Origin of the sequence: Streptomyces sp. GQFP, assembly GCF_021545335.1 — a bacterium.
In the GTDB taxonomy this organism is placed as follows: Bacteria; Actinomycetota; Actinomycetes; order Streptomycetales; family Streptomycetaceae; genus Streptomyces.
Genome location: NZ_CP089312.1, coordinates 6,934,299 through 6,950,089, shown reverse-complemented (window position 1 = coordinate 6,950,089; position 15,791 = coordinate 6,934,299). Strand labels below are relative to the sequence as shown.

Annotated in this window: 14 protein-coding genes; 5 read left to right on the top strand and 9 right to left on the bottom strand. The window is 70.8% G+C overall.

Annotated features, from left to right (window positions below; translation table 11 throughout):
- Window positions 1-46: 46 nt before the first annotated feature.
- Window positions 47-1,135, bottom strand: coding sequence for a PP2C family protein-serine/threonine phosphatase (locus tag LUX31_RS31270; protein ID WP_235478655.1), 1,089 nt, complete (start codon window positions 1,133-1,135; stop codon window positions 47-49).
- Between the two features lie 1,119 nt (window positions 1,136-2,254).
- Here LUX31_RS31270 and LUX31_RS31265 point away from each other — a divergent pair.
- Window positions 2,255-3,493, top strand: coding sequence for an alpha/beta fold hydrolase (locus tag LUX31_RS31265; protein WP_235478654.1), 1,239 nt, complete (start codon window positions 2,255-2,257; stop codon window positions 3,491-3,493).
- A gap of 11 nt (window positions 3,494-3,504) precedes the next feature.
- Here the strand turns inward: LUX31_RS31265 and LUX31_RS31260 are convergent, their stop codons facing one another.
- Window positions 3,505-3,702: a hypothetical protein gene (locus LUX31_RS31260; protein WP_235478653.1), complete on the bottom strand. Its 198-nt coding sequence runs from the start codon at window positions 3,700-3,702 to the stop codon at window positions 3,505-3,507.
- A gap of 504 nt (window positions 3,703-4,206) precedes the next feature.
- Between LUX31_RS31260 and LUX31_RS31255 the strand changes: the two genes are divergently transcribed.
- Both LUX31_RS31255 and LUX31_RS31250 read left to right on the top strand, forming a co-directional pair.
- Window positions 4,207-4,671, top strand: coding sequence for a hypothetical protein (locus LUX31_RS31255; RefSeq protein WP_235478652.1), 465 nt, complete (start codon window positions 4,207-4,209; stop codon window positions 4,669-4,671).
- 115 nt (window positions 4,672-4,786) lie between these two features.
- Window positions 4,787-6,127, top strand: coding sequence for a hypothetical protein (locus LUX31_RS31250; RefSeq protein ID WP_235478651.1), 1,341 nt, complete (start codon window positions 4,787-4,789; stop codon window positions 6,125-6,127).
- A gap of 282 nt (window positions 6,128-6,409) precedes the next feature.
- Here the strand turns inward: LUX31_RS31250 and LUX31_RS31245 are convergent, their stop codons facing one another.
- From LUX31_RS31245 to LUX31_RS31235, 3 genes are all read right to left on the bottom strand, one after another.
- Window positions 6,410-7,624: an alpha/beta fold hydrolase gene (locus tag LUX31_RS31245; protein WP_235478650.1), complete on the bottom strand. Its 1,215-nt coding sequence runs from the start codon at window positions 7,622-7,624 to the stop codon at window positions 6,410-6,412.
- An 81-nt stretch (window positions 7,625-7,705) separates the two neighbouring features.
- Window positions 7,706-9,286, bottom strand: coding sequence for an AMP-binding protein (locus LUX31_RS31240; RefSeq protein WP_235478649.1), 1,581 nt, complete (start codon window positions 9,284-9,286; stop codon window positions 7,706-7,708).
- 780 nt (window positions 9,287-10,066) lie between these two features.
- Window positions 10,067-11,281, bottom strand: a complete 1,215-nt coding sequence (locus LUX31_RS31235) for a lactonase family protein (RefSeq protein WP_235478648.1) — start codon at window positions 11,279-11,281, stop codon at window positions 10,067-10,069.
- 238 nt (window positions 11,282-11,519) lie between these two features.
- Here LUX31_RS31235 and LUX31_RS31230 point away from each other — a divergent pair, with 238 nt between their 5' ends.
- Window positions 11,520-11,711, top strand: a complete 192-nt coding sequence (locus LUX31_RS31230; RefSeq protein WP_235478647.1) for a hypothetical protein — start codon at window positions 11,520-11,522, stop codon at window positions 11,709-11,711.
- Between the two features lie 48 nt (window positions 11,712-11,759).
- On the opposite strand, the gene LUX31_RS31225 is transcribed toward LUX31_RS31230, so the two are convergent.
- The 4 genes from LUX31_RS31225 to LUX31_RS31210 all read right to left on the bottom strand — a co-directional run bounded on the left by LUX31_RS31225 (window position 11,760) and on the right by LUX31_RS31210 (window position 15,136).
- Window positions 11,760-11,996 carry a hypothetical protein gene (locus tag LUX31_RS31225; protein WP_443046016.1) on the bottom strand — a complete coding sequence of 79 codons (237 nt, stop codon included), beginning with the start codon at window positions 11,994-11,996 and terminating at the stop codon, window positions 11,760-11,762.
- Window positions 11,997-12,022: 26 nt separating this feature from the next.
- Entirely contained in the window at window positions 12,023-12,484 is a 462-nt protein-coding gene (locus LUX31_RS31220; protein WP_235478646.1) for a CBS domain-containing protein, read from the bottom strand.
- Window positions 12,485-12,496: 12 nt separating this feature from the next.
- On the bottom strand, window positions 12,497-13,813 hold the full coding sequence (gene nhaA, locus LUX31_RS31215; RefSeq protein ID WP_235478645.1) for a Na+/H+ antiporter NhaA: 1,317 nt from the start codon (window positions 13,811-13,813) through the stop codon (window positions 12,497-12,499).
- A gap of 252 nt (window positions 13,814-14,065) precedes the next feature.
- Window positions 14,066-15,136: a PucR family transcriptional regulator gene (locus tag LUX31_RS31210; RefSeq protein WP_235478644.1), complete on the bottom strand. Its 1,071-nt coding sequence runs from the start codon at window positions 15,134-15,136 to the stop codon at window positions 14,066-14,068.
- A gap of 202 nt (window positions 15,137-15,338) precedes the next feature.
- Here LUX31_RS31210 and LUX31_RS31205 point away from each other — a divergent pair, with 202 nt between their 5' ends.
- Complete coding sequence (locus LUX31_RS31205; protein ID WP_235478643.1) at window positions 15,339-15,695, top strand: STAS domain-containing protein; 357 nt, start codon at window positions 15,339-15,341, stop codon at window positions 15,693-15,695.
- Window positions 15,696-15,791: the final 96 nt, after the last annotated feature.

The following is a 15,791-nucleotide window of genomic DNA, read 5'->3' as shown; positions in this document are numbered from 1 at the left end:
ACGCTCCGCCATGCCTCCCTTTCTACGCGTTGAGGCACCCGCGCACTCAATCGGCGGGAACAGATTTTCCCTTTCCATGACCGTGGTAGCGCAGCAGGAGCATCGCGGCGTCGTCGTGCGGCGGCCCGGCCACATGCCGTTGCACGTCCTCGCGCAGCGCGTCCAGCGCGCTGTGCGGGTCGAGGTCCTTCAGCAGGTGGGCCCGGTCGGCGAGCGGGTAGAACGAGCCGTGCTCGTCACGGGCCTCGGTGACACCGTCGGTGTACAGCAGCAGCTGCTCGCCGGGCCCGAACGCCACCGGATACGGTTTCGGGCCGTCCGCCCCCTGGGCACCCAACCCCAGGGGAAGCGCGAAGGAGGACGGCTGCGGGAAGTCGGCGGTGCCGTCCCGGCGTACGCGCATCGGGGCCGGATGGCCGTAGTTGAGGAACACGGCCTCGTGGCCGGAGCCGATCTCGGCGAGGATCGCGGTGACGGACTTCTCCCCCTCCAGCTCCCGGGCCACGCTCCGCTCCAGCCGCTCGCCGAGCCCCACCAGGTCGGGCTCGTCGTGGGCGGCCTCCCGGAACACGCCGAGCACCACGGCGGCCGTCTCGACCGCGGCCAGCCCCTTGCCCTGCGCATCTCCGACGATCACTCGGACACCGTGCGGCGAGGCGACCACCTCGTACAGATCGCCCCCGATCCGCGCCTCGGCGACAGCGGACGTGTACGACACCGCCGCCTGCAGCGGGCCCGCCGTCAATGGCACCGGCCGCAGCAGCACCCGCTGGGCGACCTCGGCGATCGAGCGGACGCCGGCCAGCTCCGCCTCCCGGCGCGAGCGCATCACCGCGGCCGCGATACCCACACCGGTGACACCCGCCACCGACCCGAGGGCCGCGAAGCCCCGGCTCTCCGCGAACAGCCCGTCGTACAGGCCGAGTCCCACGCACAGCAGCAGCGCCACCACGCCGATCACGGCGGTACGCCGCCATCCCCCGAGCAGTCCGGAGAAGGCCGGCCCGAGCGACACCAACGGCAGCAGCCCGACCCCAGGCCCGGCCACGACGTCCATCCCCGTCACCACGGCCATCACCGCGACCGGCATGCAGGACAGCAACGTTCCGTTGGACGGCGGCTTCTTCGCGGTCATGGCGTACTCCAGCGGTGTCGCGACCCTGTAGAGCCGCCCTGCCCAGGCGCCCCTCCCCAACCTTTAGACTATGCAACGGTGGCGGCGAGGGCACGGGCTCGCCCTGCCCCTTTAACCGATCGAGGCCGAAAACCGACATCCCCCGCCCCGCGGAGGAAACGATGAGGCACCCGGACACCGCCACCCCACATCACCCCCAACTCCCTTGCCGATGACGCCGCTCCGCCCTGCGACTGCCGATCCGGCTGTTCCGCGCAGGCCCGGAATGGTCTGCGGCGAATGGCTCCTCCCGCCGCGGCGCATCGGCCGCACCACTGGAACAGACCGCCTTGCCGCCCTGGAGGTGGCCACCCACAATCCGGCAGGGGGCAGGCGAACGGTGGCGCGCACCTTCGGACCGAGGGCGGTCCGGTACCGCAACCTGCGCCGCCGCCCGTAGGCCGCCGCCCGGGTGGCCAATCGCCACCACACACCCCCTCCCGCTTCCTGCCTCGGGAGAACGGCGCGGCGCCGTTCCGCGAGGCGGGCCGCCCATCCCCTTCGTGCGACTCGACACCCCGGACGACGTCCGCCCGACGAGAATCGCCGGGCGGGGTGTGCACGATGCCGCGGCCACCGCACCATGCACACCCCGGAAACCGCACCCCGGCCGGAAAGCCCCCGAGGGCACCCTCAGCCCTGGCATTCGATTTTGCACTATGCAATTATCTTTCAGGGGGCCGAGCCGACGGCCGCCAGCCGTCCGGCGCCCAGGAGTGACCGGCACGGTTGCGCGACCCAGGACGGCACAGCGGCCGTCGGCGGGCTCCCCCATCATTCCGTCGTCACCCGCGAGCCGACCGTCGCCACCACCCTCCGCCCCGGCGGACGCGCCGGGATCACCAGTGGTGCAGCAGCGCCGACGATCGGTACGCACCCTCACCGGCGGCCACTCACCCCTGCCGCAGGGAGCACCGGCCGGCCCGTACCACGGCATCACACGACATGGAGTGACTGGCCCCAGAACACAGGCCGGCCCGGATGCCCACGAACCAGGACCGGTCGACGTTCCGCCGGCCCCGATCCAGCCGTGCTCGGACATGTGTACGCCCAGGGGGGGGATTGTTGTACGCTGCAAAGGTGGAGGGGGACAAGTATCGCTTCGGGGAGTTCGAGCTGGACACTGCTCGGCATCAGCTCCTACGGGCCGGCGAGCCGGTCCATGTCGAGCCCCGGGCTCTGGACCTGCTGTGCCACCTGGTCGAACACCGGGACCGGGTGGTTCCGAAGAGCGAGTTGCTCGACGAGGTGTGGGGTGACCGCTTCGTCAGCGAGGCCGCCCTCACGACGGCGCTGCGGACCGCGCGTCTGGCCGTGGGGGACACCGGCAGCCGTCAGCAGCTGATCCGTACCGTGCACCGGCGGGGCTGTCAGTTCGTGGCCCCGGTAACAGCCGTCGGTGACACCCCGTCCCCGTCCGCAGGCACCGAACAGGGGACCGGCGCCGAGAAGACGACAGCCGACGGGCCGAGCGGCGGCGATCGTCAGACCATCCGGTTCTGCCGGGCCGGTGACGGCACGCGCATCGCGTATGCCGCCGTCGGCTCGGGCCCGCCCCTGCTCAAGGCGGCCAACTGGATGTCCCATCTCGACCTGGAGTGGACGACTCCGGTGTGGTCGCACTGGCTGGGCGGGCTCGCCCGCAAGCGCCGGCTGATCCGCTACGACGAGCGCGGGTGCGGCCTCTCCGACTGGGTGGTGCCCGGCTTCACGTTCGAGGACTGGGTCGACGACCTGGAGACCGTGGTCGAGGCCGTGGGGCTCGACCGGTTCCCTCTGCTCGGGGTGTCGCAGGGCGGTGCCGTGGCGGTGGCCTACGCCGCACGCCATCCGGAGCGGGTCAGCCGGCTGATCCTCGCCGGGGCCTACGCCCGAGGACGGCAGGTCCGGGCCCGGAGCGAGACCGAGAGCGCCGAGGCGGCCCTCGACCTGGATGTGGCCCGGGTGGGATGGATCCACCAGGACCCCAGATTCCTGCGGGTCTTCGCCTCGCAGTTCCTGCCCGACGGCACACCGGCGGACTGGGACGAGTTCACCGCCTTCCAGCGGCAGACGACCTCGCCGTCCAACGGGGTCCGTTTCCTTGAGGAGTTCGCCCGGATCGACGTGTCCGACATCGCCCAAAGGGTGGCCTGTCCGACGCTGATCCTCCACTCCCGCGACGACGAGCGGGTGCCGGTCTCGCAGGCCAACGAGCTGGCCTCTCTCATTCCCGACAGCCAGCTGGTCCTGCTCAAGAGCCGCAGCCACCTGCTCACCGCGTTCGAACCGGCCTGGGACGAGTTCCTGTCGCACATCGACGCCTTCCTGACCGAGTGAGCCGCGTGGCCTCAGCAGCCGACGGCCAAGGCGGCGCCGAGCTGGGGCAGGTGGCCGGCCGTCTGCGGGCCGAGGGGCCGGGTGGCGGCCGGCAGGACCCGGACGACCGTGACCACGTCATCAACGGCTCGGGCCGACGAAGTCGGTCCTGGCTGCCTGGCGCGCGGGGCGGCGAAGCCGGCGGCCGCGGACTTCCCCGGTGACGGCAACGTCCTGATCTTCCCGCGCCGTGCGTGGGCTGCCCTGAGAGTTGCTCAGCCTGTTTTCCCGGGCAGGCCCACGCCGGCCTGCGGGCGGGCTGCGGCACCATGCGCCGCTCAGACCGTGTCGCCGGGCTGGTGGTGGGGACGAGTGGTCAGCCCGCCCCCGTAGGCCGGTGTCGCGATCTCCGGTTGTCTGCTGTTTCCGGTGTTCGGCGACCGGCATCGGGCCCCACGCGGGAAACATCCGGGCAGCCTCACACACCCCCGTCTGCGTCCGGCTCGCCGGACGTGGTGCTCACACACTCCCCGTCAACCCGGCTCGCCCATGAGGGAAACACCCTCAGCCCGCCCTCAGCTCACCCTCAGACATGCCTCAGACCTCCACCAAGTCTTGCCGGTCGGCGGACCCGATGCTGGAGATGTGCCGGGCCGAAGAGCAGTCGTGGGGGTGTCTTCCCCAGCCCGGTACTCACCTCAGACACAGACACACACGAGAGAGAAGGACACAAGATGCGACTCGACAACACCAGGACGTCCGGCCAGGTCCGGACTCGCCGGGGGCTGGCGCTGCTGATCGCGACGGGGGCCGGGCTGGGCTCCCTGTTGCTGGGAACGCTTCCGGCGCAGGCCAACGACACCACCAAGACGGTCGCGTCGGACGGCCAGTCGATCACGTTCGCCACGAGCGACAGCAGCCGGGGCGTCAACGGAAACGTCACGTTCGTGGTGAAGGCGGACGGCAACTGGTCGATCGCGGGAAGCGGGTACAACTCGAACCTGCTCGTCCGTACCTTCCACTGGACCTGTGACCTGACGTGGGGTGCGGCGGAGGTCACGCACTCGACCGGGAAGAAGGCCGTGCCCGGCAAGAAGACCCGCAGCATCAGCTCGGCGGCGTACGACCCCGCCATCCAGGCGGACTTCGCCGACATCGCCGCCAGCGGCAGGGCCGACTGCGACATCGTCATCGGCTGATCGCACACCGATCGCGCGGGCCGGCATGCCGGCCCGACAAGACCACCGGCGTCCGTGAAGTCGTCCGCCGACTCACGGACGCCGTATCAGAAGACACAGGGGGGAACCCAGAAAAATGATCACTCAGCGCTATGGCGACCTGGAGATCGCCTACACCACGGAGTGGAACGTGAGCCCGTACTTCCACACCGGAGTCCCGGTAAGGGAGGGGGAGTGGAAGATCCTGGGCAGCGTCTTCGCCCACACGAGCCCGTCCACGTGGGCGGGCAACGTCGGTGGGCTCCTGGTCAGGGACCGCTCCTCGGGCCAGGATCTGCTCCGGCCGCCCGTGGACTTCCAGCGGGTGGGCCGATTCGCGGGCGACGCCCCCTGGAGCGGGCTCATCAGGGCCGTCATCTGGCGTCCCGTCCCGCCCGTCGGCTATGTCTCCCTGGGAGACGTGGTGACGATGCGCGCGGCCGGCGAAGGGGCCGCCGTCAAGCCCGACGCCTCCGCGCTGGGTCTCATGTGCGTCAAGAAGGAGCACGCCGGCCGCGCCTATGTACGCCGCGGCGAACTCGGCCGGCTCCCGCTGCAGGCCAACGGCTCGGGCCAGGCCCTGTGGGCCGTCACGAACCCGCTGCTCCCCGTCGATGACACCGAGGAGCATCTGCTCCTGCCGACCTCGGCCTTCAGCTTCGGCCCCGACACACAGCACGCGCCGACGGCCGTGACCTGGGTGCTGGACCTGCCGGCCGTCGTCGACAAGGCCGACTACGACCCGGACCTGACCCTGACGTCCTACAACCCGCCGCCGCCCCGGTCCATCGTCACCGACCGGACCGTGACCGTGCCGTACCACATGGTCAAGGACGACGGGCGCACCGAGGCGTGGAAGGTGGCCAACTCCCCCTTCTACAAGATCGAGCGCAAGCGTCAGTACGACCTGGTCCGCCACGTCGACTTCCGGGGATCCGGCGGCGGGGCGATCAGCGAGGCGATCCAGCAGGGCGTCTCGGAGGAGCAGGGACAGGAGTTCTCGCAGAACGTCGGGATCTCCGTCAGTGCCACGGTGGGCGTGGAGGCGTCGGCGAAGCCCTTCGGCATGGGGGCCAGCGCCTACGCGGAAGCCACGGTGAGCGCGTCCCTCGAACTCGGGTTCGCCTCGCGCTACAGCGTGTCCGCCTTCGAGAACAAGACGGTGAGCGTGTCGTACGACGTGCCGTCCGACCATGCCGGCGCGCTGTGGACCGACACTCATCTGCTGGTCCCCCTCCGGGCCGACGGCACCCTGGTCACCGGCCAGAACCTGAAGCTGAACTCCGGCAACTACCGGGGCCGCACTTTCCCGCATGCCGACGGCACCAGGATCGTCGTGGCCCGAACGTTCTCGGACGAGGAGATCGAGGCCGCGCAGGACATGGGGATCGATCCCAAGGTCCTGACCGAGTCCGACGTGACCGAGATCCAGCAGTAACCGTCACCTGACGGGCAACAGGGCCCACCGGCCGACGCTGTGCCGGTGGGCCCTCGCCCGTCTCGCCTTCCTCCCGGTGCTGCCGCGGCGGAGCCGGACCGGCTGCGGCGGCACCGGTGTGTTCGTCCGGGCCTTCTTCGGAGGGCCTCGCGGTGCTTTCCGCGGCATGGTCAGGGATTGTTGTGCCACCGCCGCATCCACCGGAGTGCGGGCCCGCATCCGTACGAAGTCGCCGACACGTCGGCGCACCGCACCCCGCTGGGACCTTCCCCCTGCGCCGGGCTACTCGGAGAGGAAGTTGTCCAGGTGGGTGAGGAAGGTGGGCCAGACCGGGTCGTCGGCGGTGAACAGGTGGTTGCGGCTGTCGAGCAGGATCAGCCGGCTGTCGGGGATGAGTGTGGCCAGTTCCAGGGCCTGTGCGACGGGGACGCGCGCGTCGTCGCGGGAGTGGATGATCAGCGTGGGGCAGGTCACCCGGTGGGCGATGCCGGAGACGTCTATCCGGGTGAACTCCTCCAGGAAGCGCAGCCCGTTGGCGGGGGAGGTCGTCTGCCGTTGGTATGCGGCGAACGCGTCCCACTCCGCGGGAGTGGCGTCGGCGAGGAACTGCGAGGCGAAGTAGCGCAGGAAGCTGCTGTCCTGCGAACGCCATCCGGCGCGGGCGATGTTGAGGTCGACCTCGGCGGCATCGCGCTCGGCGTCATTGCCCGCACGGATCTGCTGTCCCCGGGCATAGGCGGAGGTGAGGATCAGATGGCTGACCCGCTCGGGGCGAAGCGCGGCGTAGGCGACCGCTACCGCGCCGCCCTGTGACACCCCGAGCAGGGGAAAACGGTCGAGGCCGACGGCATCGGCCACGGCATCGAGGTCGGCGACCAGGTTGTCGAGGGTGAAGCTGCCCATGTCCCACGAGGAGAGGCCGCAGCCCCGCTCGTCGTAGCGGATGAGCTGCCGGCCGCGGGTGAGACCGTCGAACCAGTGTGTCCACATCGGGTTGGTCCGGTCGAGGTCGAGGTGGGTCAGCCAGTTGGCGGTCTTCACCAGGGGCGGGCCCTCGCCGGTGAGCGCGTAGGCGATGCGGGTGCCGTCGGCGGACCGGCAGAACCGGATGACCTCGTGGTCCGCCTCCGCTCCTGCCGGGACGCCGGGGGCCGTGGGCATGGCGGCCGGAGTCGTGGACGCCACCGTCGTATGCGCGACGAACCGATAGCCGTGCGGGGGCACGGCGCGAATCAGCCGCTGCCGTGTGTCGCTGTCACCGATCGCGAGACGGGCCGTGCGCAGCAAGGTGGCGAATGCCGCCTCGCCGACAGGGTGTCCGTGGCCCACCCTGTCGCGCAGTTCTTCTTCGGGCACGACGCGGCCGCGTTGCTCGACCAGGTGGCACAGGAGTTCCAGGGCCCGGGGCTCGACGTCGACCCGCTGCCCGTCATGCCTGAGTCGACGGCGGTCCGCATCCAACGCGTACTGCCCGAACCGGTAAACCGCGCTGTCCACACCAAAACTTTACAACATCCTTTTAATCTGCGGGAGTTGGGGGCGCCCAGGTAGCGCCGGGCCGGCGAGCACGGACACCGCTCAGGAGCGCGCCGGCTCCCGTTCCCGCAACTGCCGCCGGAGGATCTTCCCGGAGGCCGCCTTGGGTACCGCCTCGATGAACTCGACCCGGCGGATCCTCTTGTACGGGGCGACCTGGCCCCCGACGTGGGCCATCACCTCGGCGGCGGAGATCGGCACCCCCGTCATGGGCACCACGAACGCCTTGGGTATCTCGTTGCCCTCCTCGTCACTGACGCCGATCACGGCCGCGTCGGCGATGCCGGGATGCTGCACCAGGATGGCTTCGAGCTCGGCCGGCGCCACCTGGTAGCCCTTGTACTTGATGAGCTCCTTGACCCGGTCGACGATGAACCAGTTCCCGCCCTCGTCGACCCGGCCGATGTCACCGGTGTGCAGCCATCCTTCGGCGTCGACGGTCGCGTCGGTGTCCTCCGGGCGGCCGAAGTAGCCCTTCATGACCTGTGGCCCACGGATCCACACCTCGCCCGGTTCGCCTTCCGCCACGTCCTGCCCGGTGAAGGGATCGACCAGGCGCGCCTGCGTCGACGGGAGCAGATGCCCCACGCACCCGACGGGCTCGTCCCGGTTGCCGTCGGCGTGGATGTGCGAGGCGGGGGACAGTTCGGTCATGCCGTACGCCTGCCCGACCTCCACCCCCAGCCGGTCGGCCACCGCCGCCTGCAGTCCGGCGTCGAGCGGCGCCGCCGCGCAGATGACGCGCCGCAGATGCGACAGGTCCAGGTTCCCGACCGCGGGGTGCTTGGCCAGCGCGAGCATCACCGGCGGGGCTACGTAGGCGTGGGTGATGCGGTCGCGTTCCAAGCTTGTCAGGAACGCGTCGATGTCGAAGCGGGCGTGCACATACACGGTCGCGCCACGGTGCAGCGCGCTGTTGACCAGTGCGGTCAGCCCGAAGATGTGGAAGAAGGGCAGGATCGCAATGACGCGGTCGTTCTCGCCCACCCGATGCAGGACGTTCAGCTGTTCGAGGTTGGTGCACAGGTTGCGGTGGGTCAGCATGACGCCCTTGGGCACACCCGTCGTGCCGCTCGAATAGGGCAGTACGGCGACGTCCACGGCCGGATCGGTCTCGTACGCCGGCACGTCGCCGTCGCCGAGCAGTTCCAGCACGGGACGGTGACCGTCGGCCCGGTCACAGACCAGGATCTCGATGTCCCGGCCGGTCAGCCGCCTGACCACCCCTACCGCGGCCCGCGCGGTCTCAATCAGCGCCGACACGCTCACCATCAGCCGAGCCTCGGAGTCGATCAGCTGCTTGGCAATCTCGGCCGGTGTGGCCAGCGGCGACAGCGTGGTCACCGTCCCGCCCACGGTGGTGGTGGCGTAGAGGACGACGGGGAACAGGACCGTGTTCGGCGAGTGCAACGCGACCACGTCACCCTTGCCGATGCCCTCTGCGGCAAGGCCCGCCGCGAGCCCTCGGACCAGCGCGGCCAGTTCGCCGTAGGTGAGTGTGCGCCCACTGGACACGTCCACCATGGCCGGCTTCGTTCCGCGCCGCGCCGCATCACCGAGCACCCATTCATGGACCGGGCGATCGACGACGGCGACGTCCGGGTGCCTGCTCTTGTAGATCATTGGATCTCCGTTTCTCGGTTCGCTGCAGTGACCGGGACGGTCGGCGCTCGCCGTGCCAGGCGGACCACCGGACCTGGCACCGAGCGATCCGGCGGGGCGAGGCCGCGCGGCCCGGGACACCGAGGCGCAACTGTCGACGGCGAATCAGCGCCGGAACGCCTGGCAACACGGATCGGCACCCTGTCAGTCATCCCGGTCACTCGTCTCCCGGTCACCGGGACGGCTCGATCCTCGGGCCTGCCACCGCTCCATCGCTTGACGGAACTCTGAGCCTTTCCTGAGGAGAAACTGAGGGCGGAGACCCGCAGGTCCGCCACGCGGCCACGCCTCAACGGTCCGTGACGCGATCCCTACGTCATGGCTCGGCCCGCTCGGGAACCCGGCAGCCCCGTCGGCGCGGAACAGGGCTTCGTCGTCCACGTTCGGGTCCCCGCCGACGTGATCCCGACGCAACCGGTCTTCCTGCGGGTTGACGTCGGGATGCCGGGCGTTGGGTGGAAACGGCGACCGTGACGCCATGCAGGGCGTGCCGACGACGATCGTCCCGGGCTCGGGTGCCACCACAGCAGTCGCAAAGGACGTCCAACATGTACACGGAGTCGCGCCGGGTCCCGACGGCCCCGGGGCGACGAACCGCACGCCGTCCATGCGATCGGTTTCTCCGCGCCCGGAGCCACTCGGCAGCTGTCGCACCACACTGGGCGCCCGGCTCCCTGCCCTGAAGCGACGCGGCGCCCCGGAGAAACTCCGGGGCGCCGCACCACGGGGGCCGCTTTCCCTTTACACCGCGGCGATGCCCTCCATGCCGGATTCGGCGAAGGCGGGCAGTCCTGTGGCGGTCGTGACCTTCGTCAGCGAGCCGTTCCGGCCGACCCGGAAGCCGTCGACCGTGCCGGAGACCGCGTTCTGCACGTACAGGAACTTCTCGTCCTGCGTCACGGCCAGGTCGATGACACCCTGGGACTGGGCCGACGGCGGTGTCGCCACGCCCACGTCGTTGGTGAGCGTGAGGCGACCGTGCTTGTCCATGCGGTAGCCGCTGACCGTGGAGTTGCCGGTGTTGCCCCCGTAGAAGAAGTCACCGGCGCGCTCCAGCCAGCACAGCGTCTCCTGGCCGTTGGCCAGCGGCTGTTGCACGACCTTGAGGGTGCCGTCGCGACGCACCTGGTACGTGCTGACCGTCGACTTCTCCGCCTCGGCCACCAGCATCCGGCCGTCCTGGTCGAAGGTGATTGCGAACGGCACCCCGCCGGCGGACTCGTTGACGACCGGCGCCTGCGCGGGGCGTCCGTCACGCCCCACGGGGAAGACCTCGACGGTGTTCGCGGACTTGGTGGTGACGACGAGCGCACGGCCGTCCGGGGTGAACGCGACCTGCCCGGGCGAACTACTGAACAGCGGCACGTTCTCGTTGTCCAGCCCCAGGGAGCGCTGCGAACCCCGCAGCGGCTTCAGCCCGTCGGCGGTGATCCGGAAGCCCTGGACGCTTCCTTCGCCGCCCGCGTTCATGACGTACGCAAGGTTGCCGGAGACGGCGATCGACGCCGGGAAGTCGCCTCCCGAATCCACCGTCTGCCGGTCTGTCAGCTTCTGGCCCTCGACCCGGAACGAGGTCACCGTGCCGCTGCCCGCGTTGACCGCCAGCAGCCGCCCCGACCGGTCGTCGTAGACGAGCGAGCCCTGGGAGGCCAGGGAGTCGGTCGGCGCGTCGACCTGGTCGCCTCCCTCGCCGCCGGTGGCGTAGCGGCCCGCGGCGGTCAGATTGCCGTCGTCACCGCGCCTGAAGACGTGGATGGTGTTGCCGTCGAGCTCGTTGCCCTGCACGAACACGGCGTGATCGGCCCCGGCCTCCCCCGAGCCTGTGTACCGGCGGGCGGTCTCTCCCGCGGAGGCCACGGTGACCGTTGCCACGGCGGCGGCCGTGGCGAGGACCGCGGCTCCCGCGACGGTCAGCCGGACCTGTAACGAGGACCTGCGCCTGGTGTGCCTGCTCATACGTCGCTCCTCAAGCCCTCCGCCACCCCCGAACGGTGGCGGGCAGAGCCAGAGTTGCCGACGAGATGCCTGTGACTGAAGGGATTCCGCCGCCACGTCAGGTTCTCGTAATAACCCTGGCGTCCATGCCCCTGACGTCCACGCGAGACCCATGACCGGGAGAGCGACAGCCGTCCGTGACGGCGGCTCACGGGTGGCCGTCACAGATGTCGTACGAAGGTCGTGAGGGGTAAACGCCATGGCGAGCCGGGCCGTACAGGTCTTGGGGCTCGGCCGCACCACGGCCCTGGCCGTCCTCGCGGGAGCGGTCGTCGTCATCGTGGGCGCGGGAGTCCTCACCCGTACGCGGGCTGCGCGGAACACCGGCGACGAAGATAGGGAGAGGCCGCGGTGTGACACCGCCGGCAGAAGCCAGGGCATGGATACATGACCAGGTCGCTCCAACTCCACGCCCATGCCCGACTCACGCGTCCGGCGCCTACTCCCGGGGCGGATCCATCAAAAAGGCGACCAGACCGCCCGCCAGCAGCGCCCACGCCAGGACCGCGGCCCCCGCCTGCTGCCAGCCCGTCACGGCGACGACCAGGGCTGTGGCCAGCCCGGCGGTCATGGCTCGGCCGCTGCCGAGGAACGCCCACTGTCTCCGTGCGGAGCCGGGTCTGCGGATCTCACCGATCGCGGTCCTGATCACCAGCGCGGCAATGGCGACGACCACCGGCATCAGTGGCGTCGCGCCCGGGTTCACGGCGTGCCTTCGAGGAAGTACCGCATGAGGCGGGCGGCGGTGACCGTGCCGATCACCGTCACGTTCGTGCCGTCGCGTTCGACGAGGGCGACCAGAGGGCTGTGAGTACGGGCCATCAGGATCGCGACCTCCAAGCGGCGGGCGTCGGGACCGACGACCGGCGGCGGGTACAGGCGACGTGGCGCCGATTCGGCCGCGGTGAGTCCGGCCAGCCGTTCGGCGAGTTCGGCAGGGTGCTGTGCGCCCGCGATCCGGGCGAGTACGGGGTCCTCTGCGATGTCGGCGGGGAGGAGCTGCCGGACGAGTTGAGAACGAGGGACGATGGCGTACGGCTGTCCGCCGGTGTCGAGGGCCGGCAGGGCCGACAGTGACCGCTCTGCCGGCAGGCGAGCCACGTTCATCGCGTCGTCGTCCGTGGTCACGAACGGGCCGGGCCCAGCGAGATCCCGTGCACGCATGGCCACCCTCCTTCAGTCCATGCCCCCGCCGCCGGCGCGGCCTCGGGCGGTGGGCTGGTAGATGTCGGGGATGCCGTCGGCGTCCTCGTCCCGGGTCTCGGCCTCCCACAGGCGGCGGTAGATCCCGTTGCGGCGCTTGACCAGCACCGCCGCGACCACCGCGGCGATCAGTGAGCCCAGGAGCACGGCGGCCTTGATGTGCTCGACGTCGGCCGCGTCGGGGAAGGCGAGCTCGCTGATCAGCAGGGCGACGGTGAAGCCGATCCCGGCCAGCACCGCGAGCGCGAACACGTCCGCCCACGCCAGATCGGGGTTGAGGCGGGCCCGGGTGAACCGGACCGCCAGGTAGGTGCCCGCGAAGATTCCCACCGTCTTGCCCACCACCAGCCCGAGCACCACCCCCAGCGGCTCCGGACGGGTGAAGACCTCACCCACCGCGCCGGCCGACACACTCACCCCGGCGGCGAACAGCGCGAACAGCGGTACCGCCACGCCCGCAGAAACCGGCCTCAGCAGATGCTCGGTCCGCTCCCCGGGCGAGGCGTCCTCGCCCTCGTCGCGTACGGTCCGCAGGATCAGGCCCATCGCCACACCGGCGACCGTGGCGTGCACGCCACCGTTGTACATCAGCGCCCAGATCACCACCCCGAGCGGCACGTACCACCACCAGCCGCGCACCCGGAACCGCTGCAGCGCGTAGAACACGACCAGCCCGACCACGGCCCCGCCGAGCGCGGCCAGGTTCAGATCGCTGGTGAAGAAGACCGCGATCACCAGGATCGCGCCCAGGTCGTCGACCACGGCCAGCGTCAGCAGGAAGGCCCGCAGGGCGGAGGGCAGGTGGGTGGAGAGCACCGCGAGCACAGCGAGCGCGAAAGCGATGTCGGTGGCCATCGGCACCGCCCAGCCCGTCCCGCTGCCGCCGCCGATTCCCGTGGTGGCCAGGTAGACGCCGGCGGGCACCGCCATGCCGCACAGGGCCGCGACCACGGGCAGGGCGGCGGTGGCCGGGGCCCGCAGTTCACCGACGACCAGTTCGCGTTTCAGCTCGATCCCGGCGACCAGGAAGAACACGGTCAGCAGCCCGTCCGCGGTCCAGTGCCCCACCGACAGATCCAGGCCGAGCGCGGATATCCCGAAGTGGAAGTCGCGCAGGTGCTCGTACGCGTCGCTCCACGGAGTGTTCGCCCAGACCAGCGCCACCACGGCCGCCGCCAGCAGCAGCAGGCCGCCGACCGTCTCCGTACGCAGTGCGCGGGCCACCTGCGCCCGCTCCGGCCAGGACGGCAGACCGAGGAAGACGGAACGCTCACGTCGGGGGGCAGGCATCCGGGGCGGCCTCCGTAGCATCGGGTTGCGGGCACACGTGCCCCTTCGACGCCGACCAGACTTCCCGGCACACCCCGCGTCTCTTGACGCGTTCTTTACACACTATCCGCTGCGGCACCGCGCATGCGGCCGGAGTGCTCCCCGATGAGGGCTGCCCGCTGCGAGCATCATCACGTTTGGGACCGCCAGGTCCTGCGGCTCCCGCGGGGGCGCAGGGGCCCGGGGCCTGCCGGCAGCCTCGCGGTACGCGGGTCAGAAGGGCTTCGCCGGCCAGTCCAGCAGTCGGGCCCCGATCACCGCCGTCTGCAACGTGTAGCGGTGCACCGGCTCGGACGGGTCCGCGCCAGTGAGTTTGTGGATGCGCTCCAGGCGGTAGGTGAAGGCGCGCACGCTCAGCGACAGCCGCCGCGCCGCCTCCGCGGACACACAGCCGGAGTCGAAGTACGCGGTGAGGGTGTCGAGGAGCGGCTGGGCGCCGCCGCGGGCCTCGCGCAACGGGCCCAGGGTGCTCTCCACCAGGTCGGCCATGGCCTGCCGGTCACGGGTGAGGACGGGGTAGACGAGGAGGTCGGCGGCGCGCAGCACCGGCTCGTCGATCTCCAGCCGTTCCGCCAGGTCGAGGGCGTTCAGGGCCTCCTCGTACGAGTGAACGACGCCGGCCGGTCCCTGTTGCGGGCGGCCGATCGTGACCTGGCCTCCTCCCATGGCGGCGTACGCCTGCTTGGCGAAGTACGTGAGGACCTCCTGCTGGTCACCGGGCGCGACGCACACGAGCCGGCCGTCCTTGGTGGTCAGCAGGATGCTCCGGTCGCCGAACCGCCCTATCAGCGCCCGCTCCACCTCCCGCGGGACCGGGTCACCCTCGTCGTAGGCGGTCTCGCCCCGTGCCACGGCGACGGCGTGCTCGTAGGACAGACGCAACCCGTAGCGTTCCGCGCGCTGGGCGAGCCTGCCCAGGTCGCTGCGGCCGTACAGCAGGTCGTCGACGAACTCCCGGCGCGCGGCCTCCTCCTGGCGTACGGCATCCCTCTGCGCCCGCTCGTAGCCCTCGGCGAACGCGTCGAGGGCCTGGGCGACGGCGGCGAGCACGCTGTCCGCGGACGCGCCCCTGGCCGTCGGCCAGTTCGCGCGGGTGACGGCCAGGTGAGAGGCGACCATGACGCGCAGCCCCAGACCGGCCTCCGCGGCCCGCTCGCCCAGGATCCGGCGTGCGTGGAGTTCCTCCCGGGTCAGGCGGCGACCGGTGACCGCGGCCTCCTCAAGGACACCGGCAAGCCCCTCCAGGTACTCCGTGAACTCCTCCGGCACATCCCGCGCTGCCATATGTACGCCCCCCCCTTGATCTTGATGCGCCGCTGACGCCCTTTGTAGCGCACGTACCCCGAGTCCGGCCCCGGCGGAGACGACGTCACTGCCGGCCCCGGCAACTCCCGGAGGGCGGTGTCGGGGTTGTGCCGATACGCTGCGATCAGGTGTGCCGGGAAGTCTGGTCGGCGGACGTTTCCCTCTGCCCCAGGAGCCGCTCGTGCGCTTCTTCCCCTTCCGCCACCGCGACCGGCCACGTCCCATGCCGCAGCGCCCGCACGGTCATGAGGTGGTCAGGCTGCACGGCGACCTGGACGTGCGAAGCGCGGCGGCGACGGGCCGGCGTCTCGGGCGGCTGATCGACTCGGGGCCGGAGGTCCTGGAGGTGGACCTGACGGACGTGCCGCACCTCAGCCCCGACGGGTGCGCGGCCCTGTTCACCGCTCTCCGGGCGGCTCGGGCGCGCGGCGCACGGCTGGTCCTCACACACGCCAACGAGCAGGTGCGGGGGATTCTGTGGCAGACCGGTCTGACACGGGCCCTCGCCGAGGGCGAGGGGAACGACAGCACTGGGTGACATGTCGTCCAAAGAACGTCCGCTGCCGGAATCGGGCAGCTCACGGGCTCGGTAGTTGCGCGCAAGGGGCCTGTCAATGTCACGTAAAGAACATGT

Bases quoted from the DNA above. Each gene is read 5' to 3' on its own strand.
- LUX31_RS31235 (WP_235478648.1), bottom strand. From the start codon at position 11,281: ATGAGCAGGCACACCAGGCGCAGGTCCTCGTTACAGGTCCGGCTGACC.
- LUX31_RS31255 (WP_235478652.1), top strand. From the start codon at position 4,207: ATGCGACTCGACAACACCAGGACGTCCGGCCAGGTCCGGACTCGCCGG.
- nhaA (WP_235478645.1), bottom strand. From the start codon at position 13,813: ATGCCTGCCCCCCGACGTGAGCGTTCCGTCTTCCTCGGTCTGCCGTCC.
- LUX31_RS31250 (WP_235478651.1), top strand. From the start codon at position 4,787: ATGATCACTCAGCGCTATGGCGACCTGGAGATCGCCTACACCACGGAG.
- LUX31_RS31240 (WP_235478649.1), bottom strand. From the start codon at position 9,286: ATGATCTACAAGAGCAGGCACCCGGACGTCGCCGTCGTCGATCGCCCG.
- LUX31_RS31230 (WP_235478647.1), top strand. From the start codon at position 11,520: ATGGCGAGCCGGGCCGTACAGGTCTTGGGGCTCGGCCGCACCACGGCC.
- LUX31_RS31220 (WP_235478646.1), bottom strand. From the start codon at position 12,484: ATGCGTGCACGGGATCTCGCTGGGCCCGGCCCGTTCGTGACCACGGAC.
- LUX31_RS31210 (WP_235478644.1), bottom strand. From the start codon at position 15,136: ATGGCAGCGCGGGATGTGCCGGAGGAGTTCACGGAGTACCTGGAGGGG.
- LUX31_RS31270 (WP_235478655.1), bottom strand. From the start codon at position 1,135: ATGACCGCGAAGAAGCCGCCGTCCAACGGAACGTTGCTGTCCTGCATG.